The following is a 23,809-nucleotide window of genomic DNA, read 5'->3' as shown; positions in this document are numbered from 1 at the left end:
CCGCGCCGGCGCCACAGCAAGGGAGAACAACGAGATGAGACCACTTCGATACTCGATCAACGTCACGCTCGACGGCTGCTGCCATCACGAGGCCGGGCTTCCCCCGGACGAGGAGTCGATGCGCTACTGGACCGCTGAGATGGAGCGAGCCGATGCCCTGCTGTTCGGCCGGGTGACCTACGAGATGATGGAGTCGGCGTGGCGGAGGCCGGCCACGGGCCCGTGGCCGGACTGGATGGAGGAGTGGGAGATCCCGTTCGCCGAGACCATCGACCGGGCGAAGAAGTACGTCGTGTCGAGCACGCTCAGCGAGGTCGATTGGAACGCCGAGCTGGTGCGAGGCGACGTGGGGCAAGCGGTCGAGCGGCTCAAGCAGGAGCCGGGCGAGAGCCTGTGGGTGGGTGGCGTGACGCTCCCGACGGCGTTGGCGGACCTGGGGCTGATCGACGAGTACGAGTTCGTGGTGCAGCCGGTTCTTGCCGGACACGGGCCGACGCTGCTCGCCGGTCTGCGCGAGCGCATCCAGCTCGAGCTCGTGGACCGCCATGAGTTCCGGTCGGGGGCGGTCGCCCAACGATACCGGCCCGCGCGAGTGACGGCCTGACGACCCGAGCCAGGACAGCGGCCGGCCGATGCCCGGGTACTGGGAGGAGCACCACGACCGGACACCCGAGCACGTGCCGCACCTGCCGGTCACCGGCGTCGTGCGCTCCGTCCAGGCGCTGCACTACGCCTTCGACGAGGGCGCGGACCCCGGCGAGCTGATCATCCGCCCCGACAGCGAAGTGGCCGTGGAGCTCGACGCCGTTCCCGGCGCCGGGACGCAGCTCCCGGGGCGCACGCGGGAGCACGAGGTGCTGGCCTACCGGGTGCAGCTGGAGGTCGCCGACGACGCGGAGCTGCCGGCCTACGTGCCCGACGAGTAGGCCTTGCTCGTTCCGGTCATCGGATCGTCGACCGGTGCGGCAGGTGCGCTATTCGGGAGCAGTCGTTGGTGCGGCGGACACGCCCCAGAAGGCCTCGTAGCCCTCGGCTTCAGCTGCCACCGTGACCGTCTCCGGCGTCGTGTCGTCGGGGGCGCCGAGCTGCACGGTCGTGGTCACCGGTGAGCCCGCGCAGTCCCCTTCGCCGTAGGACCCGTGTTCCCCGCTCAGACTGATCCGTCCGGAGGATAGACCGGCGTCAGCCCCCCGGCCAGCCGGTGCGCACGCCATCGTGACCGCGTACCACCCGGGCTCCACATCGGTCGTCGAACCGGTGGCGCGACTGCCGTCGGTGCCGGTGCTGCCGGCGATGGAGAATCCTCCCTCGGCGACAGCAGGAAGGGTGTTGGCCGCCCACGTTTCGAGGTCGACCGAGGGAGCCGATGAGGACTCCGTTGACGGGCCGCAGGCTGTGATCATCAGCAGCACAGCGGCGGCAGCCAGGGCTGCGGACGTACGGCTTGTCATGTCCGTCACCCTAGTGCCCCGCCGGGGCAGCAGGCCGTCAGCCGGTGCGCTCGGCGGCGTGCAGGGCGTCCAGGTAGGCCCAGCCGCGGCGGGCGCGGAGGACCGGGACCACTGCGATCAGCATCATCAGGACGGCGGTCACCGCCCACCACGTCTCGGTGCGCAGGATCCAGACGGCGACGACGCCGGCGATCCCGGCCACGATCGTGGTCGCCGACTCCAGCTGAGTGCAAGCCAGCACCCCGGCGGCGACGCGGGTGCCCGGATCGTCCGGGACCAGACCGGAGGAGGCGGTGATCCCGATCGATCGGCGCAGCGCTCCCTTGTCCTGGTGGACGTCGAGGCGGGCACGGGGCGCCTGGACGAGGCGCTGCACGATGAGCGCCAGTCCCAGGAGCAGAGCCGGTCCGAAGGTGACCCAGGGGCTGCGTGCGGTACCGCTGTCGTCCAGTCCCCAGTGGACCAGGGCTGGGAACCCGACCGTGAGCACGGCGGCCGCCGGCACGGCGCGGGCGAGGACCTGGCCGCCGGTCGGCACGGGCACCTCGGCGGTCTGCTGGGCGGACTCGTTCATGGTGCCGAGGCTACCGGCCCCGTCCGGGCGCCGGCGCGCACGGCCACGAGGCCGGCGGCGGAGATCGTGACGCCGGCGGGTCATCGCAGGAGGTTCCGCTGCAGCCACAGGGTGCACCACATCTTCAGGCGCAGCTCGTCCCAGCCGGGGACGTCGACGATCAGGGCGGCGGGTCCGTACCGGTGGACCGATACGACGCCGTCGCGATCGCACAGCTCGGAGATCAGCAGGGGCACGATCTCCGGGCGCTCGGCCGGGATGTCTTCGCGCAGGCCCAGGTCGAAGCAGTCGAGCTCGGCGACGACCGTCACCAGCGGCTCGTCGACGGCAGCGGCCTCCGGTCCTCGCCCGTTCAGAGCGTCGACGGTCCGCTGGACGTGGGTGCGCATCTCGGTGCCGGACATCGGATCGCGGCCGTGGGCCGACTGGTAGACGCTGTAGAGCGGCAGGGCCGGCAGGAAGATCTGGTGGTGGTCCGAGGCGAGCACCGGGTAGTTCAGCAGCGGGTGGTCACTGATGCGGTGCTCACCGACCTGCCAGGACGCAGCGGGGACCGCGGCGGTCAGGAGCTGGCCGAGGTAGGTGGCGAAGCCGTCGACGAGTGCGATCGTGGCGGCCGGTGGGTGCGGGTCCACGAGTCGTCCGTGGCGTGCCCAGGACGGCCAGGAGGGGCGGGTGGCATCGTCTTCCAGTGACCGCGGGTCGACGCCGAGCCGCGCGGCTCGAGCGGTGAGCCATGCCCACAGCGGGGAGACGGAGTAGAGGGACCCGTCGAGCGTCTCGCGCGTGTCCAAGCCGGCGCCGGTCAGTGCTGCGCGAAGCCTCTCCAGGGCCGGTTCGCGTTCGGCGAGGTAGACGTCGAGGGCGTCGGCGGTCTGGCGCGCGTCCATCGATTCGTACGGCTGGTCTCCCATGGGCGTGACCCTACTGCCGGGTTCGCAAGCTGCGGAACCTCTGGTGCGCTTCGCGGCCAGCCGACCCGGCGGATCGTGCTGAAGGCCTCCCGGCTGCCACCCTCCGTGTGCGTGACAGCCCGGGGGTGCGGGGACAACGGCGGGTGGGAGGATAGCTTGAGACCATGGCCGACCCCCGACGAGCCCTCTGCTGCGCTCCCTGCGTCCTCGACTCCGGTCAGGCATCGACGATGCCCGCCGCCCCGCTGGTGCGCGGCGGTTCTGGGATGCCCGGGTGAGCACCGTGCTGTACGCGGTCTGGGCGCTGTTCGTCGCCGGGGCCGCCGGCTCCGTCGTCCACACGGTCCGGAAGAACAGGCGGCACGAGCGGCTGACCGCCCACTGGCCGAGGGCGGAGGCCACCGTGACCGGCAGCCGGGCCGGCTGGACCAGCGGCGTCGGCAGCACCAGCCGGTCACGCCGCTTCTGGCCCACGTACCGGTTCGCCGACCTGCACGGCACGGCGTTCACCGGGGCGTCGGAGATCTCCTGCGGCGCACGGCCTGTGCCGGGGACGGTCGTGGAGGTGGCCTACAACCCGGAGGACCCGATGGAGTCCTTCCAGGTCTCGAACCAGACGAGGGTCGCGTTGGGCTGCCTCATCCCGTTCTTCGTCGTCTTCGCCGCCGTCCTGTTCTGGTTCATCACCGTCCTCCCGCTGCCATGACCGCAACCTGTCCCTCGTGGAGGGGGCCGCTCTCCAGTCGATGGCGGCCCCGGCCGCCGAACCGATGAGCAGACGCGGGCGTCATGCCCGGGCAGCGGCGACCGGGGGAGAAGTAGCCGCTGCGCTTGCGCGCCCCACCGTTCATCCCACCCATCAGCGAGGACAGGCCATGATGCAGGACCGCCAGCGGCGTGATGACGTCACCCGGGCAGAGCACCAGCAGGCGCTGGCGAATGGTGAGAAGCGGGTGCTCCGCACGACGGCCACCGGCGCGCTGCACAGCTACGCCGGTGACGAGATCGGGTTCACTCCGGGCCGCGGCCATGTGCAGGTCAGCACCTGGTGGGGCATGGGCATCGTGACGACGGTGCTCTGGTTCGGCTTCGTCTTCTCCTGGGTGCTGCTCTTCGCCCCCGTGGCGCAGGGCGAGCCGCCGATGTGGAGCGCCCTGTTCCTCACCGGGATCGGAGGGCTCATCGGCTGGTACACCTTCAGGATGGCCAGGGACGAGTACCGCGCGTCCAGGGTGCGCAAGCAACGCGGCGTCCCCGAGCCCGGCACCAGCGGGAGCCTGCCCTCGTAGCGGATGACCGCAGGCCGCGGCCTCTGCCGGCGCCGTCGAAGCTGTCGGGACCCGAGCGGACCACCTCGAGCACACGAGGAGCGGGCGCTCTAGTTGTGACGTCCAGGGAGGTTGGTCAGGCGGGTGACCGGTGGCTGGCCTCCAAGTGCGGAGTGGGCTCGATGATGATTGTAGAAGTGCAGCCAGCCCGGTAGGGCATCGTCGCGCTCTGCCGTGGAGGGGTAGAACCGGGCGTAGGCCCAGCCATCGGCCAGGGTGCGGTGGAAGCGTTCGATCTTGCCGTTGGTCTGGGGCCGGTAGGGGCGGGTGCGTTTGGTCTTGATGCTCAGCTCGGCGCAGGCCTGGGCCCAGGCATGGGAGCGGTAGCAGGATCCGTTGTCCGAGAGCACCCGCTCCACGGTGACGCCCTGGTCGGCGAACCACGCCCTGGCTCGGCGCAGCACCCCGATCGCGGTGGCAGCCTTCTCATCGGTGCAGATCTCCGCGTACGCCATCCGGGAGTGGTCATCGATCACGGTATGCACGAAGGCGGTCCCGATCAGGGGGCCACGTACTGGGCCTTTGCGGCGTTGAGTATCGGTGGTGGCGCGGTTGCGGTCGCCTTGCTGCTTACCGAGGTAGCGCCAGCCACCTCCGTCGGGGATGTTGCCGAACTTGGTGACGTCGACGTGGATCAGTGATCCGGGATGGTCGTGTTCGTAGCGGCGCAGGGGTTCGCCGGTGACCCGGTCGATGCGGGAGAGCCGGTTGATCCGGCAGCGCACCAGCACCGCATGCACGGTCGAGGCCGGCATTCCGAGTCGGCCGGCGATCTGCACTGGGCCCAGCCGGTGTCGCCACCGCAGGGCCACGATCCTCCGGACCACCCCGGGGGCGGTCTTGGTCGGGCTGGTGCGCGGGCGAGAGCTGCGATCAGCCATCCCGGCTTGGCCTTCGGCCCGGTAGCGGTCGGCCCATTTCTTGGCCGTGCGGGCAGAGACCATGAACATCTTGGCCGCCGCGGCGTAGGTCCACTGATCCTCGACGATCAGCCGGGCCAGGCGTAGGCGTGTACGAGGGGTCAGGACGGCGTTAACGTGGGACATGAAGGCCTCCGGTGGGTGAAGCGGTGAACTAGACAGCTCCACTTCACTACCGGAGGCCTTCCCGTGTCAGCCCGACTCACCGCCTTGCGGCGGGACAACCTCCCTGGACATCACATCTAGTGGATCGACAGACGCCGGCCGGCCGGCACGCGCAGGGGCGGGCCGTGGCCCGGTGCCAGGACGTCGAAGTCCGTGTCGGAGAGCAGCCGGACCGCGGTCCGCGATGCGGTCGGCAGATCGTGGTGGAACGGGTCGGCGAGAAGCTGCGGGACACCGTGCTTCTCGGCGACCATGTGGTCGGTGATCACCGCGTCGCCGGAGGCGAGCACCCCGGTGCCACCGATGAGGTAGGAGGTGTGCCCGGAGGTGTGTCCGGTGGTCGCCACCGGGCGCGGGCTCCCGGGGACGTCCAGGGCGGTCGTGTCGGGGGTGAAAGGAGTGAGCGCCTCGGGGTCCACGGTGACGTCCTTGAGGCCGCCGACCCGGATGGCGTGGATGCTCCAGGTGAGCCACTTCCACGAGCGGGCAGCGCGGGGGAGGGACTCCTTGGGCCCGATCTGCTCGCGGGCGGTGCCGGCCATGTTCGGCACCTCGGCGGCCGAGCAGTGCACCGGGACGCCGGCGGCGACGAAGCGGCCCAGGGTGCCGATGTGGTCGGCGTGGGCGTGGGTGATGACCACGGCGTCGGGCAGGCCGGGCACCCCGGCCGCCCGCAGGGAGGCGTCGACGAGCGTGCGGTCACCGGGGTAGCCGCAGTCGATCAGGGTGCAGCTGCTGCCTTCGCGCAGGATCAGCCAGTTGGCGGCGGGGCCGGTCACCAGGGTGGTGCCGGAGCCCAGGTCGTGCAGGTTCTCCGCGGTGGTCCATCGGGTCATGCGGCTCGAAGCTCCTGGGGGAAGGCGGTGGCGGCGCTGTGCAACGAGCCTACCTGGATGGTTGCCCGCGGTCGGTGGGCCACCATGGCCGTGCCCGGACGGCGTACCCGGGCCGCCGGCTGCTCTGCCGGCCGGCACCGACCGGAACTGAGCGCCTGCTCGTGCGAGCACAGGACGATCATGGCGACCCCCAGTGGGCCGACCACGGGCAGCCGCCGCACCATGCGCCGGAAACACTCCGCCGCGACGACCTCGCCGGTCCTGCGTCATCGGGACGCCTCCATCCCCGGGTCGCGGCGGGGACGGGCGTCCCAGGCCATCCGGGCCCCCAGGAACACGGCGCCGATGCCCGTGATGAGCCAGTCCCACTCGCCGAGAATCAGACGGATCCCGATGACCCAGGCGATGAGGACGACGACGTCCAGCGTCAGCAGCCTGGCCCGTCTCGACAAGGTGGACCTCCCGGATCGCCGTCGTGGTCCTCGCATCGTGCCACGCAGCAACCAGGACGGTCTGACCCCTCATTCGGGGGCGGCCGGCGCCGGCGGGATCCCGCGGAGGAGTCCATCGTCCTGGCGTGAGCGGACTCCGTCCGAGCACCCAGGATGAACGCCGTCCCGATGATGGGTCCGGTCACCCAGGCCGAGTCGGTGACCGCGGTGTGCAGCGTCAGCGGGTCCAATTCCTCCCCGGTGGGGGAACGGGCGGTCCAGGCGGCCGAGTCCCTGCTCGGAGGTGTGTCTCAGCGCGGCAGGTGGCGCTGCAGCCACAGCGTGCACCACAGCTTCAGCCGCAGCTCGTCCCAGCCGGAGACGTCCACGACCAGCGCGGCGGGCCCGTACCGGTGCACCGACTCGACGCCGTCGCGGTCGCACAGCTCGTCGATCAGCTGCTCCACGACCTGCGGGTGCAGGGTCGGGATGTCCTCGCGCAGCCCCACGTCGAAGCAGTCGACCTCGGCGACCACCGTCACCAGCGGCTCTTCGACGGCGGCGGCCTCCGGGCCCCCGCCGTGGAGGGCGTCCACGGTCCGGCGGATGTGGGCGAGCATCTCCGTCCCGGTCATCGGGGCGCGCCCGTGGGCGGACTGGTAGGCGCTGTAGAGCGGGATGCCGGGGAGGAAGACCTGGTGGTGGTCCGAGCCCAGCACCGGGTAGTTGAGCAGCGGGTGGTCGGCGATCAGGTGCTCGCCGACCTGCCAGGTCGCGTTCGGTGCCGCGTCGTCGACGAGCTGCCCGAGGTAGGAGACGAAGCCGTCCAGCAGCGCGATGGTGGCGGCCGGCGGGTGCGGGTCCACGAGCTTGCCGTGCCGGGCCCAGCTCGGCCACGCGGGGCGGGTGGGGTCCTCGGCGAGCGGACGCGGGTCCACGCCGAGCTCGGAGGCCCGGGCGCTGATCCAGGCCCACAGCGGGGACAAGGAGTAGAGGGAGCCGTCGAGCATCTCGTCGGGCTCCAGGCCGTGCTCGGCCAGTGCCGCGCGCAGGCGCTCGAGTGCCGGACCGCGCTCGGCGAGGTACGCGTCGAGCGCGTCCGCGGCCTGGCGCGCCGTCATCCACTCGTACAGCAGAGTCCCCATGGGCGTGACTCTACTGCGGGGACGCCGGTGGCGGGACCGGTGGGGCGGCCGGCGCGTGGACTCCAGGACCTCGGCGCGTACGGTGCCCAGCAGGGCGCCGGACGCGCCGCGGCCCCGCTCCGACAGGACGGAGCGGGGCCGCGGCGGGACCGGTGCCGGGTCAGCGGTAGTCGATCCGGATGGATCCTCCCGGGCGCCAGGTGATGGAACCGCCCTGGTAGTACTGCACCACGGAGCGGTCGGCGCGGGTGATCTCACCCGTCCGGGGGAAGCCCAGGCGGCTCTTCGTGCCGCCGAGCGCCACGTAGGCGTTGCCGATCGAGCCCTTGGTCTCCTGGGCGTAGGTCCTGGGGCTCCAGTAGATCCGGCCCTTCTGGAACACCTGGTAGACGCCGCCCGTGCCGGTGGACGCCTCGTCGGTGGTGGGGTAGCCCAGGGCACCGGCCGTGCCGCCGGAGCGGTTGTGCTGGGCGCCGATCGAGCCCTTGAGGGCGTGCGCCCCGCCGGCGGCGCTCCAGACGATCCGGCCCTTCTGGAAGGACTGGGAGGTGCCACCCCGTCCGTCGGCGACGGCCCCGGACGTGGGGTAGCCCAGCGACCCGCGCTCGCTGCCGGCCCGTGAGTAGGCCGCGCTGGTGGCGCCGGTGATCGGGTGGGCGCCGTGGGCGGAGCTCCAGAGGATGCGGCCCTTCTGGAAGGTCTGGTAGAACCCGCCGATGCCGTTGCTCCGCCGGTCCGCGGTGGGGTAGCCCAGGGCGCCCTTCTCGTTGCCCGCCGCGGCGAAGACCGTCTCGATGTCCCCGGTCAAAGCGTGGGCCCCGGTGCGGGAGGACCAGAGGATCCGGCCGTTCTGGAACAGCTGGTAGGCCCCGCCGATGCCGTTGGACTTCTCGTCCGAACGGGGGAAGCGCAGGACGCCGGCGGCGGTGCCGTTGCGCTTGTAGGCGGTCTCGACGCCGCCCCGCACCCAGTAGGCGCCGGTGGCCGAGGACCAGTAGATGGTGCCCTTGGCGAAGCTCTGGCGGACCCCGCCGGCGACGGCCTGCTCGTGGGAGGTCGGGGCCCCGGTCTGGCTCTTGATCCGCTGGTACAGGGCCCCGATCGCGCCCTTGGTGGTGTAGGTCGGGGTGGGCGCGGCCGGTGCGGCGGTGTCGGCGGCCTTCGTGATCCACAGCGCGTCGTGGGAGTTCAGCGTCTTGCCCCCGGGGAGGCTGTCCCAGGCGTCCCCGGAGTCGAGGATCAGCTGCTTGTACTGGTCGGAGCTCAGCGTCGGGTTCTTCTGCTTGAGCAGGGCCAGGGTCCCGGCCACGTGCGGGGTGGCCATCGACGTGCCGTAGTCGAAGCGGCTGTTGGGCGCGACTGGTCCCCGGGTGCCCGTGTTGCCCGCGGACAGGATGTGGTGGCCCGGGGCGTAGATGTCCACGGCGCCGCCGTGGTTGGAGTAGCTGGCCCGCACCCGGTCCGAGCCGATGGCCCCGACCGTGATGACGTTGTAGCAGTTGCCCGGGGCGTACTCGATCGCCGGGCGGCCGCTGTTGCCCGCGGCCACGGCCACCGGGATGTTCCGGAACCAGGCGGTGTTGATGGCGTTCTGCAGCGTGGCCGGGCACCCCCCGCCCATGGACAGGGACATGTTGATCACGTCGGCGCGCTTGCGCGGGGCGGGGGCCCCGGCCACGGCGTCGCCGGCCAGCCAGCGCACGGCGTCGGCCATGTCCGAGACGTAGCCGAAGCCGCACGCGCCCAGGGCCCGGGCGTTGAGCAGGGTGGCGTCGGGGGCGATGCCCACGGTGCCGTAGCTGTCCCGCTTGGCGGCGACGGTGCCGGCCACGTGCGTGCCGTGCCAGATGGAGTTGGTGGCCGCGGAGCCGGCGTAGCACTGGCCGGCCGTGGAGTAGGTGCCCGGGTCCCGCGGGTCCGAGTCCCGGCCGTTGCCGTCGTTGCCGAGGGCGGCCGTGGAGACGAAGTCGTAGCCGCCGATGGTCTGGGAGTCCAGGTCGGGGTGGTTGGCGAAGCCGGTGTCGACGACCCCGACGGTCACGCCCTTGCCGGTGGCGGTGTCCCACGCCTCGAAGGCGCGCAGGTTGGTGAGGGCCCACAGGGACGGGACGTCCGGGTCCGCGGCGGTCGCGGCGACGGAGCCCATGTCCTCCGGCTCCGCCTCGTCCGAGCCCGGGATCCGGGCGGTCGAGACGAGCCGGTCGGGCTCGGCGTAGGCCACGGCCGGGTCCTTGGTGAGCTCCTCGGCCAGCTTCTCGGCCTGGTCGGTCGAGACCTCGCCGGCCAGCTCGACGACGGCCGCACCGTCGCCGGTGGTCCGGACCTCGGTGGTGTCCTCGGCCTCCGGGACGTGGGCCTCGGCGGCGGCGTCCTCGACGACCTGCTCCGACTCGGCGTCGGTCACGGGGGTGCGGTACTTGACGATCATCCGGTCGGTGATCTCGGGCGGGGCCTCGGCGCTGACCTGCTGGGCGGACAGGGTCGTGGCGTTCTCGGCGGGGGCGGCGGTCGCGGGCGTGAGAGGAGCCAGCACGAGGGCCAGGGAGAGGGCGGACAGGGTGGGGGCGAGCATGGATCGTTGCATGGGCGAACTCCTGGGGGCTGGGGGGATCCCGGAAAAGGTTCTCACATGCAAATCAATGCGAACAGATCTAAAACAAGATCACGGCTTCATCACGAAGTGTGACGCCAGTCCCGTCGGCCCACGGCCCGTCGGGGCGGTTCAGGCCGTCCCCACCAGCACGGCGAGCCACTCGAGATGGCGCAGCAGCGAGGGGACGCCCGCGGTCAGCAGGGCCACGGCGGTCGCGGACGTCGCGCGGCCCAGGTGCCTCCGCGCGGAGGCACGGGCGCCGCGGGACCGGCGGCGGGCGGCCGGGGCCAGGTCGAGCGCGACCTGGACGAGGCTCCACAGGGCAGTGGCGCCCGCCCCGGCGACGACGAGGCAGCCGTAGAGGAGGACGGCTCCGGGCAGCGGGACCACGGGGCGTGCCGCCGCTCAGCCCGCGAGGACGGCGGCGGTCAGGCCCACGGCGAGCACCGCGGCCACCGCCCAGGTGAGCCGGTAGGCCCTGCGGTAGTGCTCCTCGCTGCGGAGCTCGAGCCAGGCGGCGGTCGCCGGGGCGGCGTCCGGAGAGGTCCGCGCGCGCTCCAGCCGGCCGATCGCCCCGAGGTAGCGGCTCCAGTGCAGGACGGCCAGGGCCCCGACGGCGAGCAGCACCGGGATCGCCGCCAGCGGCACCCAGTGGGCGGGGGACTCGGGCATGAGGGGCCTCCGGATCGGGACAGCGGTCGTTCTCCCCAGCATGTGTGCACCAGCAAAGGCCTGTCTGTCCGCTCTCCTGGGGGCCGGGGCCCGCGCCGGCCGGGCCGCCCGCACGCCCTCGGCTTAAGCACAGCAGTTCTCATGCTTTCGTCAGGCAGGCCTTGCTACGCTGGTCGCACATCTCGCACATCAGTGCCACGGAAGGACCCCTCAATGGCCGGCGGTAACCCGCTTCTCCGCGATCTCTCGAAGCCGGGCGCAGGCAGCGCCCAGTCCCACGGGAACCAGTACGGACAGACCTCCTACGGAACCCCCTACCAGCAGCAGCCCGGCTACGGACGGACCGGCTACCAGCAGGGCGCCCCGTACTCGGCCGAGCGCCTGGACTCGATGTACAACGCCCCGGCCGCCGGGACGAACCAGACCGGCCGGATGACCTACGACGACGTCATCATGCGCACCGCCACGGTGCTCGGTGCCGTGGTCGTCGGCGCGCTCGCCGGCTGGATCATGCCGATCCTCACCATCCCCGGCGCCCTCGTCGGTCTCGTCCTCGGCCTGGTCAACGCCTTCAAGCGCGAGCCCTCGCCCGCGCTGATCCTCGCCTACGGCCTGTTCCAGGGCATGTTCCTGGGCGGCATCTCGGGGATGTTCGAGGCCATGTACCCGGGCATCGTGGTGCAGGCCGTCATCGGCACCATCGCCGTGTTCGTCTCGGTGCTCGTGCTCTTCCGCTCCGGCAAGGTCCGGGCCTCCCCGCGCGCCACCAAGATCTTCATGGTCGCGCTCATGGCCTACGCCGTCTTCGCGCTGGTCAACCTGGGCGCGGTGCTGCTGTTCGGCTTCAACATCCGCACGGACAGCCCGCTCGGCCCCTGGCTGGGCCTGCTCATCGGCGCCGTGGCCATCCTGCTCGCGGCCTACAGCTTCGTGCTGGACTTCGACAACATCAAGCGCGGTGTCGAGGTCGGCGTCCCCGAGAAGATGGCCTGGTCCGCGGCCTTCGGCCTGACGGTCACGCTGATCTGGACCTACGTCGAGATCCTGCGCATCCTGGCGATCATCCGGGAGATGACCTCGAACTAGGTCCAGGCCCCGGCTGCACCACCCACGACGGCCCGGCACCCGCGCACCGCGGGTCCCGGGCCGTCGTCGTGCCGCGACCCGCGGGCGGACGCGGAGGAGGGGCTCAGTGGTACGAGATCCGGGGCCCGGGCGTGGGGCGGGTGGCCGTGTGCTCGACGGCCACGGCGCGGGGCGGGCGGCCCACGAACAGCCAGCCGAGCAGCTTCTCCTCCTCCGTCAGCCCGTAGAACGCGCGGACCGCGTCCTCGCCCTCGCCGTCCCGGTGGGCCCACACGGTGCCCCAGCCGGCGGCCCAGAACGCGGCCTCGAGCAGGGGGCGGGCCCCGTGCGCCGCGTTCAGCTGCTCCTTCCGCGGGACGCCCAGGGTGCCGTCGGGGCTGAAGACGAGCGCGCACCCCAGGCCGCCCGTGCTCGCCCACTTCAGGGCGCCCCGGAAGGCCGCGAGCCGGCGCAGCTGCTTGCCCTTGAGCCGGGGGAAGGGCGCCGACATGTTGGGCACCCGGGTCAGCCCCGCCAGCGCGGCCGCGAGCTCCGGCGCGGAGCGGCGGGTGGTCACGGCCACCCGCCAGCTCAGGCCCGGATCGGCCGCCGCGGTCCCCGCGGCGGCGCGGAGCACGGCCTCCAGCTCCTCCCGCGGCGGAGCGTCCGGGGTCAGGCCGGGAGCCGGCCGGCGCTGGGCGAGAACGCGGAGGAAAGTGCGTGACATCCCGCCAGTCTTCCACCGCGCGCGCCCCGCGTGCCGGACCGGCCCGCGGAATCGTCGTCCGGCCCCGGCCGGGGGGCGCCCGGCGGTCGGACCGCCGTGCCAAGATGGCTCCATGCCTTCGACATCGCACGACGCCGAGCGGCCGCTGCGGCCGGGACCCGGCACCGAGCTCCCCCCGCTGCACGGCAACGCCGCGGGTGGCGTCGCGGTCTCGGTGCGGGTGGCCGCGGCGTGGTCGTGGCGGCTCATCATCATCCTCGCGGCCGTGGGGCTGCTCGGGTACATGCTGTCGACGATCACGGTGGTCATCATCCCCGTGCTCATCGCCGGCCTGCTCGCCGGGCTCCTGTTCCCGCTGGTGAAGTGGTTGCGCGGACAGCACGTGCCGGCGGGCCTGGCCTCGGGCACGGCGGTGCTCGTGCTCATCGGCCTCGTGACGGGTCTGCTCGTGCTCGCCGGCCGGCAGATCGTGCTGGGCTTCGCGCAGCTGTCCGAGAACGTGGTGGTCGGCACCCAGCAGCTGCTGGGCTGGCTCGAGGACGGGCCGCTGAACCTCAGCGCCGACAGCGTGAACGACTGGATCGACGACCTCGGCACCACGATCCAGGACAACAGCGAGGCCATCCTCTCGGGCGCCATGTCCTTCGGCTCGACGGCGGGCAACGTGCTGACCGGCATCATCATCATGCTCTTCACCCTGCTGTTCTTCCTCATGGACGGCGAGCGGATCTGGCTCTTCCTCGTCCGGCTGTTCCCGGTCAGCGCGCGGCGGGCCGTCAACGGCGCCGGCCGCCGGGGTTGGACCTCGCTCGTGCAGTACGCCCGCATCCAGGGCTTCGTGGCGTTCGTGGACGCCGTGGGCATCGGGCTCGGCGCGGCGCTGCTCGGCGTCCCCCTCGCCCTGCCCATCGGCATCCTCGTGTTCCTGGGCTCCTTCATCCCGATCGTGGGCGCCGTGCTCACCGGCGCGGTCGCCGTGCTCGTCGCCCTCGTGGCCAACGGCTTCGGCACCGCCCTGGCCATGCTCGCCGTGGTGCTGCTGGTGCAGCAGATCGAGTCCAACGTCCTGCAGCCGCTCGTGATGGGCCGGGCCGTGTCCCTGCACCCCCTCGCGGTCTTCCTCGCCGTCGCGTCCGGCACCATCCTCTTCGGCATCGCGGGCGCCCTGTTCGCGGTGCCCGTGATGGCCTTCCTCAACACGGTGGTGCGCTACCTCGTGGGCGGGACGTGGAAGGCGGACGACGAGATCCCGTGGGAGCCGTACTACTTCCCGTGGGAGATCAAGAAGCACGCGCGCAGGAACGATCTCACCCGCGACCAGGTCATGGCCCAGCTCCAGCGCTTCCGCCGGACCCGCGCGAAGGAACGGCTGCAGGCCGCGCTCAAGCGCGGCCGACGGGACGACCGCGCCCGGGCCGCCGCCGGCACGGGTCAGGGCCGCGGCCGCAGCGACGAACAGGGGGTCGGCCAGGGGGCGGGTTCCGGTGCTCCCGCCTCGCCGGAGCGCACACCGGGCAGCGACTAGGATGAGGACCGCGCCCGCCGCCGGCGGGCGCTCACCGTGGCACGACCCAGCGGGTCCCGCCCGGCCCCGCACCGACGCACCGACCGGGAAAGAAGACGCACCGTGAGCCTGGCCGAACTGCCCGTCCGTCTCGCCGACATCCAGGACGCCGCCGCGCTCCTCGAGGGCGTGATCGACCGGACCCCGGTGACCCACTCCCGGGCGCTCTCGCGGCTCATCGGCTCCGAGGTCAATCTCAAGGCCGAGAACCTGCAGCGCGCGGGCTCCTTCAAGGTCCGCGGCGCCTACGTGCGGATGGCCAAGCTCACCGACGAGGAGAAGGCCCGCGGTGTCGTGGCGGCCTCCGCCGGCAACCACGCGCAGGGGGTCGCCCTCGCCGCCGCCAAGCTGGGCATCACCGCCCGCATCTACATGCCGCTGGGCGCGGCCCTGCCCAAGATCGCCGCGACCCAGGACCACGGCGCCGAGGTGATCCTGCACGGCACCAGCGTGGACGAGGCCCTCGCCGAGGCCCAGCGCCACGCCACCGCGACCGGGGCGGTGTTCGTCCACCCCTTCGACCACCCGGACATCGTGGCCGGGCAGGGCACGCTCGGCCTCGAGGTGCTCGAGCAGGTGCCCGACGTCGACACCGTCATCACCGGGGTGGGCGGCGGGGGGCTGCTCGCCGGCATGGCCGTGGCGGTCAAGGCCCGCGCCGAGCAGCTCGGCCGGCCGATCCGGCTCATCGGCGTGCAGGCGGAGAACGCCGCCGCCTACCCGCCGTCCCTCGCGGGGGACGCGCTCGTGACCCTCGACCGGGTCTCGACCATTGCCGACGGCATCGCCGTGGGCAAACCCGGGCAGCTGCCGTTCAGCATCATCAAGGAGCTCACCGACGACGTCGTGACGGTCTCGGAGGACTCCCTCGCCCAGGCGCTGATCTTCCTGCTCGAGCGCAACAAGCTCGTGGTGGAGCCCGCCGGCGCCGTCGGCGTCGCGGCCCTTCTGGATGGCCGCCTGCAGGCCGCGTACCCGGACCTCGGCAACACCGTGGTGGTGCTCTCGGGCGGCAACGTGGACCCCATGCTCATGCTCAAGGTCATCCAGCGGGGGCTCTCCGCCGCCGGCCGGTACATGACCATCAAGATGATGCTCACCGACCGCCCGGGCGAGCTCGCCCGCATCTCCGAGCTCATCGCCGTCCAGGACGCCAACGTCACCGGCGTGGACCACACCCGGATCGGCGGCTCGCTCAGCCTGGGCGACGTGTCCATCACCATCGACATGGAGACCAAGGGGCACGAGCACTGCCGCCAGATCCTCCGGGCGCTCGAGGCGGAGGGCTACCACCCCGTCGTCGTGCACTGACCGCCGCCGGGCACCGGTCCCGGCCCCCGACGACGACGGCGCCGGTCCCCGCGGGGACCGGCGCCGGTGTCGTCCGGGGGCGGCGTCAGGTGCGGCGCCGGCCGGTGAGGTAGGTGACGAACGCGCTGACGAACGTCGCGAAGACGAAGACGTTGCGCAGGCTGCCGGGGGCGCTCGCGGCGGGGTCGCCCTGACCCGCGAAGTGCAGCACCACGGCCACGACCCCGAGCACCGCCGTCAGGACCATCAGCGCCTTGGTGCCGGGGCCGGGGCTGCGCAACCAGTGGGTCGTCACGGGAGCCTCAGACCTTGAACGGCTTGGCGTCCAGGATCTTGACCGGGATCTCCTTGCCGTTGGGGGCGGTGTAGGACAGCTCGTCACCGACCCGGTGGCCGGAGATCGCGGAGCCCATCGGGGACTTCTCGGAGAAGACCTCCAGCTCACTGCCGGCGGCCAGGTCCTCGGCCACCTCGCGGGAGCCGATGAGGAAGGTCATCGCCTCGCCCGCGATCTCCGCGGTGACGACCATGCCGGCCTCCACGACCCCGTCGTCGGCAGGGGCCTCGCCGACCTGGGCGTTCTCGAGCAGGTTCTTGAGGTGGACGATGCGCCCCTCGTTCTTGCTCTGCTCCTCGCGGGCGGCGTGGTAGCCGCCGTTCTCCTTGAGGTCGCCCTCCGAGCGCGCCTGGTCGATGCGCTCCACGATCTCGTGCCGGTACGGGCCGGAGATGTGGTCGAGCTCCTTCTTCAGGCGGTCGTAGGCCTCCTGGGTCAGCCAGGCGCCGGTCTTGTTCGTGGTGGTCACAATCTCTCCTCGGTGAACGGTCGGTCGGGCCGCGGCAGTCCTCCCGGGGTCCGGGCGGGTCCGCGGCGGACCGGGACGACGGCGTGGGGGCCGCCGGCGGTGCGGGGGTCCGCTACGCAAAGACCCCGCCCCGGTGCGGGTCGTCCGTTTCGGACGGTGTCCGGCTGCCGGGGACGGGGAGTCATGCTGCCCAGTCTAGGCGGGGCGGGCGGACAAGCCCAAAGGCCCGACGGCGGCGGCGACACACGGGCGGGACGACCGCCGGGGGCTCAGTCCTCGAGCCAGCAGGAGTCCACGACCGCGGTGGTCGCCAGGTTGGTGGTGCGCACGGCCGCGCGGTGGGAGCTCGTCCCGCCGTCGCCCAGGCGGTCCTCGGGCACGGCCCCGATGGTCACCTCGGACCAGCCCACCACGGCGTACTCCTGGTTGAGGGCCTGCACCGCGCACGTGACGACGTCCTCGGGACGCTTGGTGAGCTCGAAGTCCGCCGTGGCCCGCGCCTCCGAGACCACCTCGAAGCCGATGTCCTTGAACGTGGGGGCGCTCTGCCGCGCCGTGACCACCCAGACGACGAAGACGGCGGTGACCAGGGTGGCCGCCAGGGCGAGACCGATCCAGCCGCGCGTCCCGATCCGGCGCTCGCGGCGGGGGGCTCCGTAGCGGTCGCGGAGCAGGTCTGGGGAGTCGGTGGACACGGCGGCCTCGGGTCTCGGGGGCAAGGGGGCGGCGCCGGGCCCGGCGACCGCCCGACCACTGTAGCCGAGGCCCCTGGGAGCACCCCGGGCGCAGGACCGCCCGGCGAACGCGTAAAATGGGCCGCGGCCCGTGCCCGCACCGGCCGCTTCCCCGACTCCCCGACCGTTCCCGAGAGGACCCCCCGAGTGACCTCCCTGTCAGAGATGCGCCTGCTGGCCGTCCACGCCCACCCCGACGACGAGTCGAGCAAGGGCGCCGCGACCATGGCCCACTACGTCCGGCAGGGGGTCGAGGTCATGGTGGCCACGTGCACCGGTGGGGAGCGGGGCTCGATCCTCAACGCCGAGATGGAGGGCCACCCGCACGCCGAGCGGGACCTGACCGGTCTGCGGCGGCACGAGATGGCGCAGGCGGCCGCCGCGCTGGACGTCGACCACCGCTGGCTCGGCTTCATGGACTCGGGGCTGCCCGAGGGGGACCCCCTGCCGCCGCTGCCGTGGGGCTGCTTCGCCCTGCAGCCGCTCGAGCGCGCCGCCGCGCCCCTGGTCCGGCTCGTGCGCCGGTTCCGCCCGCACGTGATCCTGACCTACGACGAGAACGGCGGCTACCCGCACCCGGACCACATCCAGACGCACAACGTCTCCGTCGAGGCGTTCCGCGCCGCCGGCGACCCCGAGCGGTACCCCGGCCTCGGCGAGCCGTGGACCCCGCAGAAGCTCTACTACGACCGGGCCTTCAACCTGGAGCGCTTCGTGGCCCTGCACGAGGCCCTCGAGGAGCGCGGCCTGCAGTCCCCGTACGCGGCCCGGATCGCGATGCTGCAGGAGAGCGACCCGGAGGGCCACCGCCCGCCGGCCCCCCGGCACGAGACCACCACCAAGGTGCGCTGCCCGGACACGTTCGCGCTGCGGGACGAGGCGCTGCGCAGCCACCGGACCCAGGTGGCGCCGGACGGGATGTTCTTCGCCGTCTCCGCCGAGCTGCAGTCCCAGGTGTGGCCGTGGGAGGACTACGTCCTGGCGGAGTCCCGGGTGCCGACCGACCTGCCGGAGCACGACCTGTTCGCCGGGATCGTGGGCTGAGCGCCGGGATGACCACCGTGCTGAACGTGCTCGCCCTGCTGCCGGCGATGGCGCCCAACCCGATCGACGAGGGCACGCTGCGCCCCGGCCTGGACCCGAGCCAGGTGACCCCCGGGATGCTGGGGTTCCTCATGACGCTGCTGCTGGCCGTGGCGGTCATCTTCCTGGTGCGCGACTTCAACCGCCGCAACCGGCGGCTGCGCTACCGCGCGGAGTACGCCGAGCGCCGCGCCGCGGAGGAGCGGGCCGGCGGCCACACCGGGACCGACAGCGCCGGGACGGACGGCGCCGACGCCAGGACCGGCGCCGACGGCGACCGGGCCGGGGGAGGGCCGGCGGCGCGGGCCGAGGAGCCGGAGGGGCCCGACCCGCGCGGCTGAGGCAAGAGCCCGGCCTCGCGGGCGCGGCCCCCGGGGCCCGCGGAGCCCGGTGAGCGGGTGGGCGGGGCGGAGCCGCTCAGCGGAGCATCGCGAGCATGATCGCCACGTAGTGCAGCACGAAGCCCAGCACCGTGAAGGCGTGGAAGACCTCGTGGAAGCTGAACACCTCGGGGAGCAGGCGCGGCCGCCGGGTGCCGTAGACCACGGCGCCGGTGATGTAGGCGATGCCGCCGGCGGCGGTCAGCGCGGCCGCCGGGGGGCTGGTCTGCCAGAACTGCGGCAGGTAGAAGAGGGCCAGGCAGCCCATCACCACGTACAGCGGGGTGTACAGCCAGCGGGGCGCCAGGGTCCACAGCAGCCGGAAGAGCACCAGACCGGCGGCGCAGGACCAGATCACAACCAGCAGCAGCCGGGACTGCGGCGGGTCCAGCAGCGCGACCGCCAGCGGGGTGTAGGTGCCGGCGATCAGCAGCGCGATGTTCGAGTGGTCCATCCGGCGCAGGACCATGTGCAGCCGCCGGGGCCAGTAGGCGCGGTGGTAGATCGCCGACACGCCGAACAGCAGGATGCCCGTCACGCCGTACACGGCGCACGCGATCCGCAGCTCGGTGCTGGGCGCCAGCAGGATCGCCACGAGACCCAGGGCGACGACGACGGGCGTGAAACTCGCGTGGATCCAGCCCCGCCACGCGGGCTTGCGCTCCACGAGTCCCTCGATCCCGTGCTCGACCGCCTCCTCGACGCGGCCGGCGGCCCGGCGGGCGGCGCTGTGCGTGTGCTCCATCATGTTCCTCCCGGCGTGCTGTGCGTGAGTCCGTCCGGTCTCCCACCGGGTAGTTTAGGAGGCGTCGCCGAGAGCCGGCCGGGTCCGTGATCACCACCACGCCCGGCACCGTGGCCCCCACCACGTCCGGCCCGACCCCCGACACCGTGCGCGAGAACCCGGGAGGAAGCACAGATGCCCAAGCCACGGCCGCTCTACCGGTTCTACGAGCGCCGGCTCTCCGCCGAGCTCGACCCGCGGCGGTTGCCCAAGCACGTCGGCGTCCTCGTGGACGGCAACCGGCGGTGGGCCAAGCAGTTCGGCGCCTCGACCGCGGACGGGCACAAGGCGGGCGCGCAGAAGATCGTCGAGTTCCTCGGCTGGTGCCGGGAGCTGGACATCGAGGTGGTCACCCTCTACATCCTCTCGACCGAGAACCTCAAGCGCCCGGCCGCGGAGCTGGAACCCCTGCTCGAGATCATCTCCGACCTCATGGACACGCTCACCGAGACGGGCATCTGCCGGGTCCAGCCCGTCGGCGCCCTCGAGATGCTGCCGCCGCGGCTCGCGGCGTGCCTGGCCGACCTCACGGAGCGCACCGCGGGCAATGCCGGCCCGCACCTGAACATCGCGGTCGGCTACGGGGGCCGGCAGGAGATCGTGGACGCCGTGCGGGAGGTCCTCACCGATGCCCTCGACGCCGGCGCGGACGTCCGGGAGCTCGCGCAGAGCCTGTCCGTGGAGGACATCTCCCAGCACCTCTACACGCGCGGGCAGCCGGACCCGGACCTGCTGATCCGCACCTCGGGCGAGCAGCGGCTGTCCGGGTTCCTCATGTGGCAGTCCGCCTACAGCGAGTACTACTTCTGCGAGGCGCTGTGGCCGGACTTCCGGCGCGTCGACTTCCTGCGGGCGCTGCGGGACTACGCCTCGCGGCAGCGGCGCTTCGGCGGCTGAGCCCACCGGACCCCGCCCGTCGTCGTCCCGGACGCCGTCCCCGGGCGCGGCGCCGGGCACGTCCGGGGCGGTCGCTGGCAATTTGCGCGCCGTTCATCGTTTCTGCTCGCGCGGCGGGTCCGGTCCGCATACGTTGTCCTCAGGTGGACGGCGCTGACGCCGCCCGCCGGACCGAGGAGGAAGGGCCACCATGAGCATCTCCAAGAAGCAGGAGCGCATCACCGACATCTCCGCCCCCCTGGGCGCCGGGGTGCGCTCCTACGTGATCGACACCTCGGTGCTGCTGTCGGACCCCCGGGCGATCCTGCGCTTCGCCGAGCACCAGGTGGTGTTGCCCGTCATCGTCATCACCGAGCTGGAGGGCAAGCGGCACGACCCGGAGCTGGGCTACTTCGCCCGGCAGGCCCTGCGGCTGCTCGACGACCTGCGCGTGGAGCACGGCGGGCTCAACCGGCCCGTGCCCCTCGGGGACCAGGGCGGGAGCCTGGTGGTGGAGCTCAACCACGTCTCGGACACCGTCCTGCCGGTGAGCTTCCGGCTCAAGGACAACGACTCCCTGATCCTGGCGGTGGCGCTGAGCCTCGCCAACGAGGGCAAGGACGTGTGCATCGTCTCCAAGGACCTGCCCATGCGGGTCAAGGCCTCCGCCCTGGGCCTGGAGGCCGAGGAGTACCGGGCCGAGTGGGTCGGCTCCGACGTCGAGTGGTCCGGGACCGCGGCCCTCGAGGTCCCCGACGACGTGGTGGACCGGCTCTACGGCGGCGAGGCCGTCGTGGTCCCGGGCGCCGAGGGGCTGCCGGCCAACACGGGCCTGACCCTGCACTCCGTGCGCGGCAGCGCCCTGGCCCGGGTCCGCGCCGACGGCTCCGCCCGGGTGGTGCGCGGGGACCGGGACGTCTTCGGCGTGCACGGGCGCTCCGCCGAGCAGCGGCTCGCGATCGACCTCCTGCTGGACCCCGAGGTGGGCATCGTGTCGCTGGGCGGGCGCGCCGGCACCGGCAAGTCCGCCCTGGCCCTGTGCGCGGGCCTGGAGACGGTGATGGAGCGCCGGGAGCACCGCAAGGTCATGGTCTTCCGTCCCCTCTACGCCGTGGGCGGCCAGGAGCTCGGCTACCTGCCCGGCTCCGAGGAGGAGAAGATGAACCCGTGGGGCCAGGCCGTGTTCGACACCCTCGGGGCGCTGGTCTCGCAGGAGGTCGTCGAGGAGGTGCTCGACCGGGGCATGCTCGAGGTGCTGCCCCTGACGCACATCCGCGGCCGGTCCCTGCACGACGCCTTCGTGATCGTGGACGAGGCGCAGTCCCTCGAGAAGAACGTGCTGCTCACCGTGCTGTCGCGGATCGGGCAGAACTCCAAGGTGGTCATGACCCACGACGTCGCCCAGCGCGACAACCTCCGGGTCGGCCGCCACGACGGCGTGACCGCCGTGGTCGAGGCGCTCAAGGGCCACCCGCTCTTCGGCCACGTCACGCTGACCCGTTCGGAGCGCTCACCGATCGCCGCCCTGGTCACGGAGGTCCTGGGCGACCTGGACAGCTGAGCCGGGGGCCTCAGGGGCCGACGGGCCAGGGCAGGTGCCTGCTCACGTCCGTGAGGTCCAGGGGCACCGACCGGAAGAGGTCGTCGATGAAGTACTCGTCCACGGCCTCGATCCGCAGGTCGTGGCCCGTGCCGGCCAGCGGGCCCTCGAGCACCTCGGAGCGGACGCAGACGGCCGTCCGCTCGTCCAGGAGCACCCGGGTGCGGGCCGGGGCCAGGGGGTGCCCCGGCGTCGTCGGGGTGTAGGCGTGGCCGGGGACCACCACGGCGCCGCGCACGGGCCGCCCGTGGTGGGTGCCGGTGCGGACGTCCTCGACCGTGCAGGGCCGCCGCTCCGGCAGGTAGGGCGGCACGGGGGCGTCCCCGGCCAGCTCGACGGGGTCGAGGATGGCCTGCCAGCGGCCGCCGCCGAAGACGGGGTCCCCGTAGGCCGCCTCGGGCCTGCGCTCGACGAGCCCGGAGTCCGTGAACACCGGGGCCACCAGCTGCGGCGCGAGCAGCCACGAGGCCGAGGTCGAGGCGACGTAGAAGTCGTCGCGCGACTGCTCCCGCGTGGTGGCCGTGTAGAGGGGGGTGCCGTCCAGGGCCTCGACGCGCAGGCCGTCCGGGCGGCGGACCCAGGCCCGGACGGGCCGGCGGGGCGCGGCGTCCGCGGGTGCCGGCCAGGACAGCACGAACCGCAGGGTGTCCCAGCGCCACGGGGAGGAGCGGCTGAGCGCGCAGAACTCGTTCTGGTCGGTGGGCGCGGGGACGGGGGAGCGGTGCATGACCCCAGTCTAGGGAGGGCCCCGCGCGTCCACAGGCGCCCCGTCCCGGCCGGGGCCGGGGCTACGATGCCCGGTGTGGGCACCTTCCTGACCGAGCAGTTCACCCGCGGGGACGCCGCCGGGTGGGCCGCCGGGGCGCTCGCACTGCTCGGCACCGCCGTGCTCGTGGTCGCGTGCGCGTGGCTGTGGCGCACCGACGTGCGGGAGCACCGGCTGCCCGGCCGCGTGGTGCGCCCGCTGTACCCCGGGTGCGGGGTGCTGCTGGGCGGGGCGGCGGTGGTGGCCGGCGAGCCGGTCCGGCTGCTGTGGATGCTGTGGGGCCTGGTGGTCGTGGGCGGGCTCTACGTCCTGCTCCGCATGCTCCACCCGGCCGGGATGGGCATGGGCGACGTCCGGCTCTCCGGTCTGCTCGGCATGTGCCTGGGCTTCGTCTCCGTCTGGCACGCCGTGCTGGGGGCGGCGGCCGGGTTCGTGCTCGGCGGTCTGGCCGGGGCGGTGCTCGTGGTGCTCGGTCGGGTCGACGCCCGCTCCCGGGTGGCGTTCGGTCCCGCCATGATCACCGGGGCCCTCGGGGTCCTCCTGCTGCTGTGACCCGCGCCGGCCTGCCAGAATGGGCCGGACCCCACCCCAAGACACTGCACGAGGAGCCCGCATGCCCACCCCCGAGTTCGTCCTGTCCCTGCGGGAGAAGATCGGCCACGATCTCCTGTGGCTGCCTGCCGTCACCGCCGTGGTGCTGCGCGAGGACGGCCGGGTGCTGCTGGCCCGGCGCAGCGACAACGGCAACTGGGGACTGGTGAGCGGGATCGTGGAGCCCGGCGAGGAGCCGGCGGTCACGGCGGTGCGCGAGTGCCTGGAGGAGACCGGCGTCGTCGCCGTCGTGGAGGAGCTCGTGGCGGTCAGGGCGGGGGAGCCCGTGCAGTACCCCAACGGGGACCGCTGCCAGTTCCTGGACCACACCTTCCGCTGCCGCTGGGTCTCCGGCGAGGCCCGCGTCAACGACGACGAGTCGCTCGAGGTCGGCTGGTACTCCATGGACGAGCTCCCGCCGATGCCGACCCACCAGCTCGAGCGCCTGCGGGCCGCGCGGGCGCACAGCGGCCCGCCCCGCTTCGTGGTCTGA

The 23,809-nt window shown here is 72.8% G+C and carries 29 protein-coding genes; 13 read left to right on the top strand and 16 right to left on the bottom strand.

What is annotated here, in order from left to right; translation table 11 throughout:
- Window positions 1-34 precede the first annotated feature (34 nt).
- The gene (locus tag EQG70_RS13160; RefSeq protein ID WP_109268796.1) at window positions 35-604 is read left to right on the top strand and encodes a dihydrofolate reductase family protein; all 570 of its coding nucleotides are present in this window, start codon (window positions 35-37) and stop codon (window positions 602-604) included.
- A 28-nt stretch (window positions 605-632) separates the two neighbouring features.
- Window positions 633-926, top strand: coding sequence for a hypothetical protein (locus EQG70_RS13155; RefSeq protein ID WP_109268795.1), 294 nt, complete (start codon window positions 633-635; stop codon window positions 924-926).
- 48 nt (window positions 927-974) lie between these two features.
- On the opposite strand, the gene EQG70_RS13150 is transcribed toward EQG70_RS13155, so the two are convergent.
- From EQG70_RS13150 to EQG70_RS13140, 3 genes are all read right to left on the bottom strand, one after another.
- Entirely contained in the window at window positions 975-1,451 is a 477-nt protein-coding gene (locus EQG70_RS13150) for a hypothetical protein (protein WP_126346500.1), read from the bottom strand.
- A gap of 37 nt (window positions 1,452-1,488) precedes the next feature.
- Entirely contained in the window at window positions 1,489-2,025 is a 537-nt protein-coding gene (locus EQG70_RS13145) for a hypothetical protein (RefSeq protein WP_035927081.1), read from the bottom strand.
- A gap of 80 nt (window positions 2,026-2,105) precedes the next feature.
- The gene (locus tag EQG70_RS13140; protein WP_109243283.1) at window positions 2,106-2,939 is read right to left on the bottom strand and encodes a hypothetical protein; all 834 of its coding nucleotides are present in this window, start codon (window positions 2,937-2,939) and stop codon (window positions 2,106-2,108) included.
- A 274-nt stretch (window positions 2,940-3,213) separates the two neighbouring features.
- Between EQG70_RS13140 and EQG70_RS13135 the strand changes: the two genes are divergently transcribed.
- Entirely contained in the window at window positions 3,214-3,645 is a 432-nt protein-coding gene (locus tag EQG70_RS13135) for a DUF3592 domain-containing protein (RefSeq protein WP_017832211.1), read from the top strand.
- 169 nt (window positions 3,646-3,814) lie between these two features.
- On the top strand, window positions 3,815-4,228 hold the full coding sequence (locus tag EQG70_RS13130; protein ID WP_035927093.1) for a phage holin family protein: 414 nt from the start codon (window positions 3,815-3,817) through the stop codon (window positions 4,226-4,228).
- An 89-nt stretch (window positions 4,229-4,317) separates the two neighbouring features.
- On the opposite strand, the gene EQG70_RS13125 is transcribed toward EQG70_RS13130, so the two are convergent.
- The 7 genes from EQG70_RS13125 to EQG70_RS13100 all read right to left on the bottom strand — a co-directional run bounded on the left by EQG70_RS13125 (window position 4,318) and on the right by EQG70_RS13100 (window position 11,029).
- On the bottom strand, window positions 4,318-5,313 hold the full coding sequence (locus EQG70_RS13125; protein ID WP_126346499.1) for an IS481 family transposase: 996 nt from the start codon (window positions 5,311-5,313) through the stop codon (window positions 4,318-4,320).
- A gap of 116 nt (window positions 5,314-5,429) precedes the next feature.
- The gene (locus EQG70_RS18175; RefSeq protein ID WP_167508906.1) at window positions 5,430-6,188 is read right to left on the bottom strand and encodes an MBL fold metallo-hydrolase; all 759 of its coding nucleotides are present in this window, start codon (window positions 6,186-6,188) and stop codon (window positions 5,430-5,432) included.
- Between the two features lie 266 nt (window positions 6,189-6,454).
- Window positions 6,455-6,640, bottom strand: coding sequence for a hypothetical protein (locus EQG70_RS18170; protein ID WP_017832214.1), 186 nt, complete (start codon window positions 6,638-6,640; stop codon window positions 6,455-6,457).
- 290 nt (window positions 6,641-6,930) lie between these two features.
- Entirely contained in the window at window positions 6,931-7,764 is an 834-nt protein-coding gene (locus EQG70_RS13115; RefSeq protein ID WP_109269299.1) for a hypothetical protein, read from the bottom strand.
- Between the two features lie 160 nt (window positions 7,765-7,924).
- On the bottom strand, window positions 7,925-10,348 hold the full coding sequence (locus EQG70_RS13110; protein ID WP_126346498.1) for a S8 family serine peptidase: 2,424 nt from the start codon (window positions 10,346-10,348) through the stop codon (window positions 7,925-7,927).
- Between the two features lie 138 nt (window positions 10,349-10,486).
- Window positions 10,487-10,747, bottom strand: a complete 261-nt coding sequence (locus EQG70_RS13105; RefSeq protein WP_035927104.1) for a hypothetical protein — start codon at window positions 10,745-10,747, stop codon at window positions 10,487-10,489.
- Window positions 10,748-10,762: 15 nt separating this feature from the next.
- Window positions 10,763-11,029, bottom strand: a complete 267-nt coding sequence (locus tag EQG70_RS13100) for a hypothetical protein (protein ID WP_017832219.1) — start codon at window positions 11,027-11,029, stop codon at window positions 10,763-10,765.
- 213 nt (window positions 11,030-11,242) lie between these two features.
- On the opposite strand from EQG70_RS13100, the gene EQG70_RS13095 reads away from it, so the two are divergent.
- The gene (locus EQG70_RS13095; protein WP_017832220.1) at window positions 11,243-12,115 is read left to right on the top strand and encodes a Bax inhibitor-1/YccA family protein; all 873 of its coding nucleotides are present in this window, start codon (window positions 11,243-11,245) and stop codon (window positions 12,113-12,115) included.
- A 103-nt stretch (window positions 12,116-12,218) separates the two neighbouring features.
- Here the strand turns inward: EQG70_RS13095 and EQG70_RS13090 are convergent, their stop codons facing one another.
- Window positions 12,219-12,821 (bottom strand): nitroreductase family protein, encoded by a 603-nt coding sequence (locus tag EQG70_RS13090; protein WP_109269298.1) that lies wholly within the window; start codon window positions 12,819-12,821, stop codon window positions 12,219-12,221.
- 112 nt (window positions 12,822-12,933) lie between these two features.
- Here EQG70_RS13090 and EQG70_RS13085 point away from each other — a divergent pair, with 112 nt between their 5' ends.
- Together EQG70_RS13085 and ilvA are read left to right on the top strand one after the other, a co-directional pair.
- Complete coding sequence (locus EQG70_RS13085; protein ID WP_109269297.1) at window positions 12,934-14,346, top strand: AI-2E family transporter; 1,413 nt, start codon at window positions 12,934-12,936, stop codon at window positions 14,344-14,346.
- A 102-nt stretch (window positions 14,347-14,448) separates the two neighbouring features.
- Window positions 14,449-15,696 carry a threonine ammonia-lyase gene (gene ilvA, locus EQG70_RS13080; RefSeq protein WP_109269296.1) on the top strand — a complete coding sequence of 416 codons (1,248 nt, stop codon included), beginning with the start codon at window positions 14,449-14,451 and terminating at the stop codon, window positions 15,694-15,696.
- Window positions 15,697-15,781: 85 nt separating this feature from the next.
- On the opposite strand, the gene EQG70_RS13075 is transcribed toward ilvA, so the two are convergent.
- The 3 genes from EQG70_RS13075 to EQG70_RS13065 all read right to left on the bottom strand — a co-directional run bounded on the left by EQG70_RS13075 (window position 15,782) and on the right by EQG70_RS13065 (window position 17,197).
- The gene (locus tag EQG70_RS13075; RefSeq protein WP_017832417.1) at window positions 15,782-15,991 is read right to left on the bottom strand and encodes a hypothetical protein; all 210 of its coding nucleotides are present in this window, start codon (window positions 15,989-15,991) and stop codon (window positions 15,782-15,784) included.
- 7 nt (window positions 15,992-15,998) lie between these two features.
- Window positions 15,999-16,502, bottom strand: coding sequence for a transcription elongation factor GreA (greA, locus tag EQG70_RS13070; RefSeq protein WP_017832416.1), 504 nt, complete (start codon window positions 16,500-16,502; stop codon window positions 15,999-16,001).
- A gap of 269 nt (window positions 16,503-16,771) precedes the next feature.
- A complete protein-coding gene (locus EQG70_RS13065) occupies window positions 16,772-17,197 on the bottom strand; it encodes a DUF4307 domain-containing protein (RefSeq protein ID WP_017832415.1) in 426 nt (141 codons plus the stop codon).
- Window positions 17,198-17,401: 204 nt separating this feature from the next.
- Here EQG70_RS13065 and mca point away from each other — a divergent pair, with 204 nt between their 5' ends.
- Together mca and EQG70_RS13055 are read left to right on the top strand one after the other, a co-directional pair.
- Window positions 17,402-18,280: a mycothiol conjugate amidase Mca gene (gene mca / locus EQG70_RS13060; RefSeq protein ID WP_031282471.1), complete on the top strand. Its 879-nt coding sequence runs from the start codon at window positions 17,402-17,404 to the stop codon at window positions 18,278-18,280.
- An 8-nt stretch (window positions 18,281-18,288) separates the two neighbouring features.
- Window positions 18,289-18,660, top strand: a complete 372-nt coding sequence (locus EQG70_RS13055) for a hypothetical protein (protein ID WP_109269295.1) — start codon at window positions 18,289-18,291, stop codon at window positions 18,658-18,660.
- 76 nt (window positions 18,661-18,736) lie between these two features.
- Here the strand turns inward: EQG70_RS13055 and trhA are convergent, their stop codons facing one another.
- Window positions 18,737-19,444: a PAQR family membrane homeostasis protein TrhA gene (gene trhA, locus EQG70_RS13050; protein ID WP_035927115.1), complete on the bottom strand. Its 708-nt coding sequence runs from the start codon at window positions 19,442-19,444 to the stop codon at window positions 18,737-18,739.
- 174 nt (window positions 19,445-19,618) lie between these two features.
- Here trhA and EQG70_RS13045 point away from each other — a divergent pair, with 174 nt between their 5' ends.
- Together EQG70_RS13045 and EQG70_RS13040 are read left to right on the top strand one after the other, a co-directional pair.
- The gene (locus EQG70_RS13045; protein ID WP_095650453.1) at window positions 19,619-20,380 is read left to right on the top strand and encodes an isoprenyl transferase; all 762 of its coding nucleotides are present in this window, start codon (window positions 19,619-19,621) and stop codon (window positions 20,378-20,380) included.
- A 190-nt stretch (window positions 20,381-20,570) separates the two neighbouring features.
- Window positions 20,571-21,920, top strand: a complete 1,350-nt coding sequence (locus tag EQG70_RS13040) for a PhoH family protein (protein WP_017832410.1) — start codon at window positions 20,571-20,573, stop codon at window positions 21,918-21,920.
- A gap of 10 nt (window positions 21,921-21,930) precedes the next feature.
- Here EQG70_RS13040 and EQG70_RS13035 read toward each other — a convergent pair whose 3' ends face one another.
- Window positions 21,931-22,686 carry a hypothetical protein gene (locus EQG70_RS13035; RefSeq protein ID WP_109269294.1) on the bottom strand — a complete coding sequence of 252 codons (756 nt, stop codon included), beginning with the start codon at window positions 22,684-22,686 and terminating at the stop codon, window positions 21,931-21,933.
- A gap of 66 nt (window positions 22,687-22,752) precedes the next feature.
- Between EQG70_RS13035 and EQG70_RS13030 the strand changes: the two genes are divergently transcribed.
- Together EQG70_RS13030 and EQG70_RS13025 are read left to right on the top strand one after the other, a co-directional pair.
- A complete protein-coding gene (locus tag EQG70_RS13030; protein ID WP_249039456.1) occupies window positions 22,753-23,277 on the top strand; it encodes a prepilin peptidase in 525 nt (174 codons plus the stop codon).
- A 61-nt stretch (window positions 23,278-23,338) separates the two neighbouring features.
- Window positions 23,339-23,809 carry an NUDIX hydrolase gene (locus tag EQG70_RS13025; protein ID WP_035927122.1) on the top strand — a complete coding sequence of 157 codons (471 nt, stop codon included), beginning with the start codon at window positions 23,339-23,341 and terminating at the stop codon, window positions 23,807-23,809.

Origin of the sequence: Kocuria rosea (assembly GCF_006094695.1) — a bacterium.
Classification (GTDB): domain Bacteria; phylum Actinomycetota; class Actinomycetes; order Actinomycetales; family Micrococcaceae; genus Kocuria; species Kocuria rosea.
This window is presented reverse-complemented; position numbering and strand designations above follow the sequence as displayed.

Bases quoted from the DNA above. Each gene is read 5' to 3' on its own strand.
- EQG70_RS13160 (WP_109268796.1), top strand. From the start codon at position 35: ATGAGACCACTTCGATACTCGATCAACGTCACGCTCGACGGCTGCTGC.
- EQG70_RS13155 (WP_109268795.1), top strand. From the start codon at position 633: ATGCCCGGGTACTGGGAGGAGCACCACGACCGGACACCCGAGCACGTG.
- EQG70_RS13150 (WP_126346500.1), bottom strand. From the start codon at position 1,451: ATGACAAGCCGTACGTCCGCAGCCCTGGCTGCCGCCGCTGTGCTGCTG.
- EQG70_RS13145 (WP_035927081.1), bottom strand. From the start codon at position 2,025: ATGAACGAGTCCGCCCAGCAGACCGCCGAGGTGCCCGTGCCGACCGGC.
- EQG70_RS13140 (WP_109243283.1), bottom strand. From the start codon at position 2,939: ATGGGAGACCAGCCGTACGAATCGATGGACGCGCGCCAGACCGCCGAC.
- EQG70_RS13130 (WP_035927093.1), top strand. From the start codon at position 3,815: ATGATGCAGGACCGCCAGCGGCGTGATGACGTCACCCGGGCAGAGCAC.
- EQG70_RS13125 (WP_126346499.1), bottom strand. From the start codon at position 5,313: ATGTCCCACGTTAACGCCGTCCTGACCCCTCGTACACGCCTACGCCTG.
- EQG70_RS18175 (WP_167508906.1), bottom strand. From the start codon at position 6,188: ATGACCCGATGGACCACCGCGGAGAACCTGCACGACCTGGGCTCCGGC.
- EQG70_RS13115 (WP_109269299.1), bottom strand. From the start codon at position 7,764: ATGGGGACTCTGCTGTACGAGTGGATGACGGCGCGCCAGGCCGCGGAC.
- EQG70_RS13110 (WP_126346498.1), bottom strand. From the start codon at position 10,348: ATGCAACGATCCATGCTCGCCCCCACCCTGTCCGCCCTCTCCCTGGCC.
- EQG70_RS13100 (WP_017832219.1), bottom strand. From the start codon at position 11,029: ATGCCCGAGTCCCCCGCCCACTGGGTGCCGCTGGCGGCGATCCCGGTG.
- EQG70_RS13095 (WP_017832220.1), top strand. From the start codon at position 11,243: ATGGCCGGCGGTAACCCGCTTCTCCGCGATCTCTCGAAGCCGGGCGCA.
- EQG70_RS13090 (WP_109269298.1), bottom strand. From the start codon at position 12,821: ATGTCACGCACTTTCCTCCGCGTTCTCGCCCAGCGCCGGCCGGCTCCC.
- EQG70_RS13085 (WP_109269297.1), top strand. From the start codon at position 12,934: ATGCCTTCGACATCGCACGACGCCGAGCGGCCGCTGCGGCCGGGACCC.
- mca (WP_031282471.1), top strand. From the start codon at position 17,402: ATGCGCCTGCTGGCCGTCCACGCCCACCCCGACGACGAGTCGAGCAAG.
- EQG70_RS13055 (WP_109269295.1), top strand. From the start codon at position 18,289: ATGACCACCGTGCTGAACGTGCTCGCCCTGCTGCCGGCGATGGCGCCC.
- trhA (WP_035927115.1), bottom strand. From the start codon at position 19,444: ATGGAGCACACGCACAGCGCCGCCCGCCGGGCCGCCGGCCGCGTCGAG.
- EQG70_RS13045 (WP_095650453.1), top strand. From the start codon at position 19,619: ATGCCCAAGCCACGGCCGCTCTACCGGTTCTACGAGCGCCGGCTCTCC.
- EQG70_RS13040 (WP_017832410.1), top strand. From the start codon at position 20,571: ATGAGCATCTCCAAGAAGCAGGAGCGCATCACCGACATCTCCGCCCCC.
- EQG70_RS13035 (WP_109269294.1), bottom strand. From the start codon at position 22,686: ATGCACCGCTCCCCCGTCCCCGCGCCCACCGACCAGAACGAGTTCTGC.
- EQG70_RS13030 (WP_249039456.1), top strand. From the start codon at position 22,753: ATGCCCGGTGTGGGCACCTTCCTGACCGAGCAGTTCACCCGCGGGGAC.
- EQG70_RS13025 (WP_035927122.1), top strand. From the start codon at position 23,339: ATGCCCACCCCCGAGTTCGTCCTGTCCCTGCGGGAGAAGATCGGCCAC.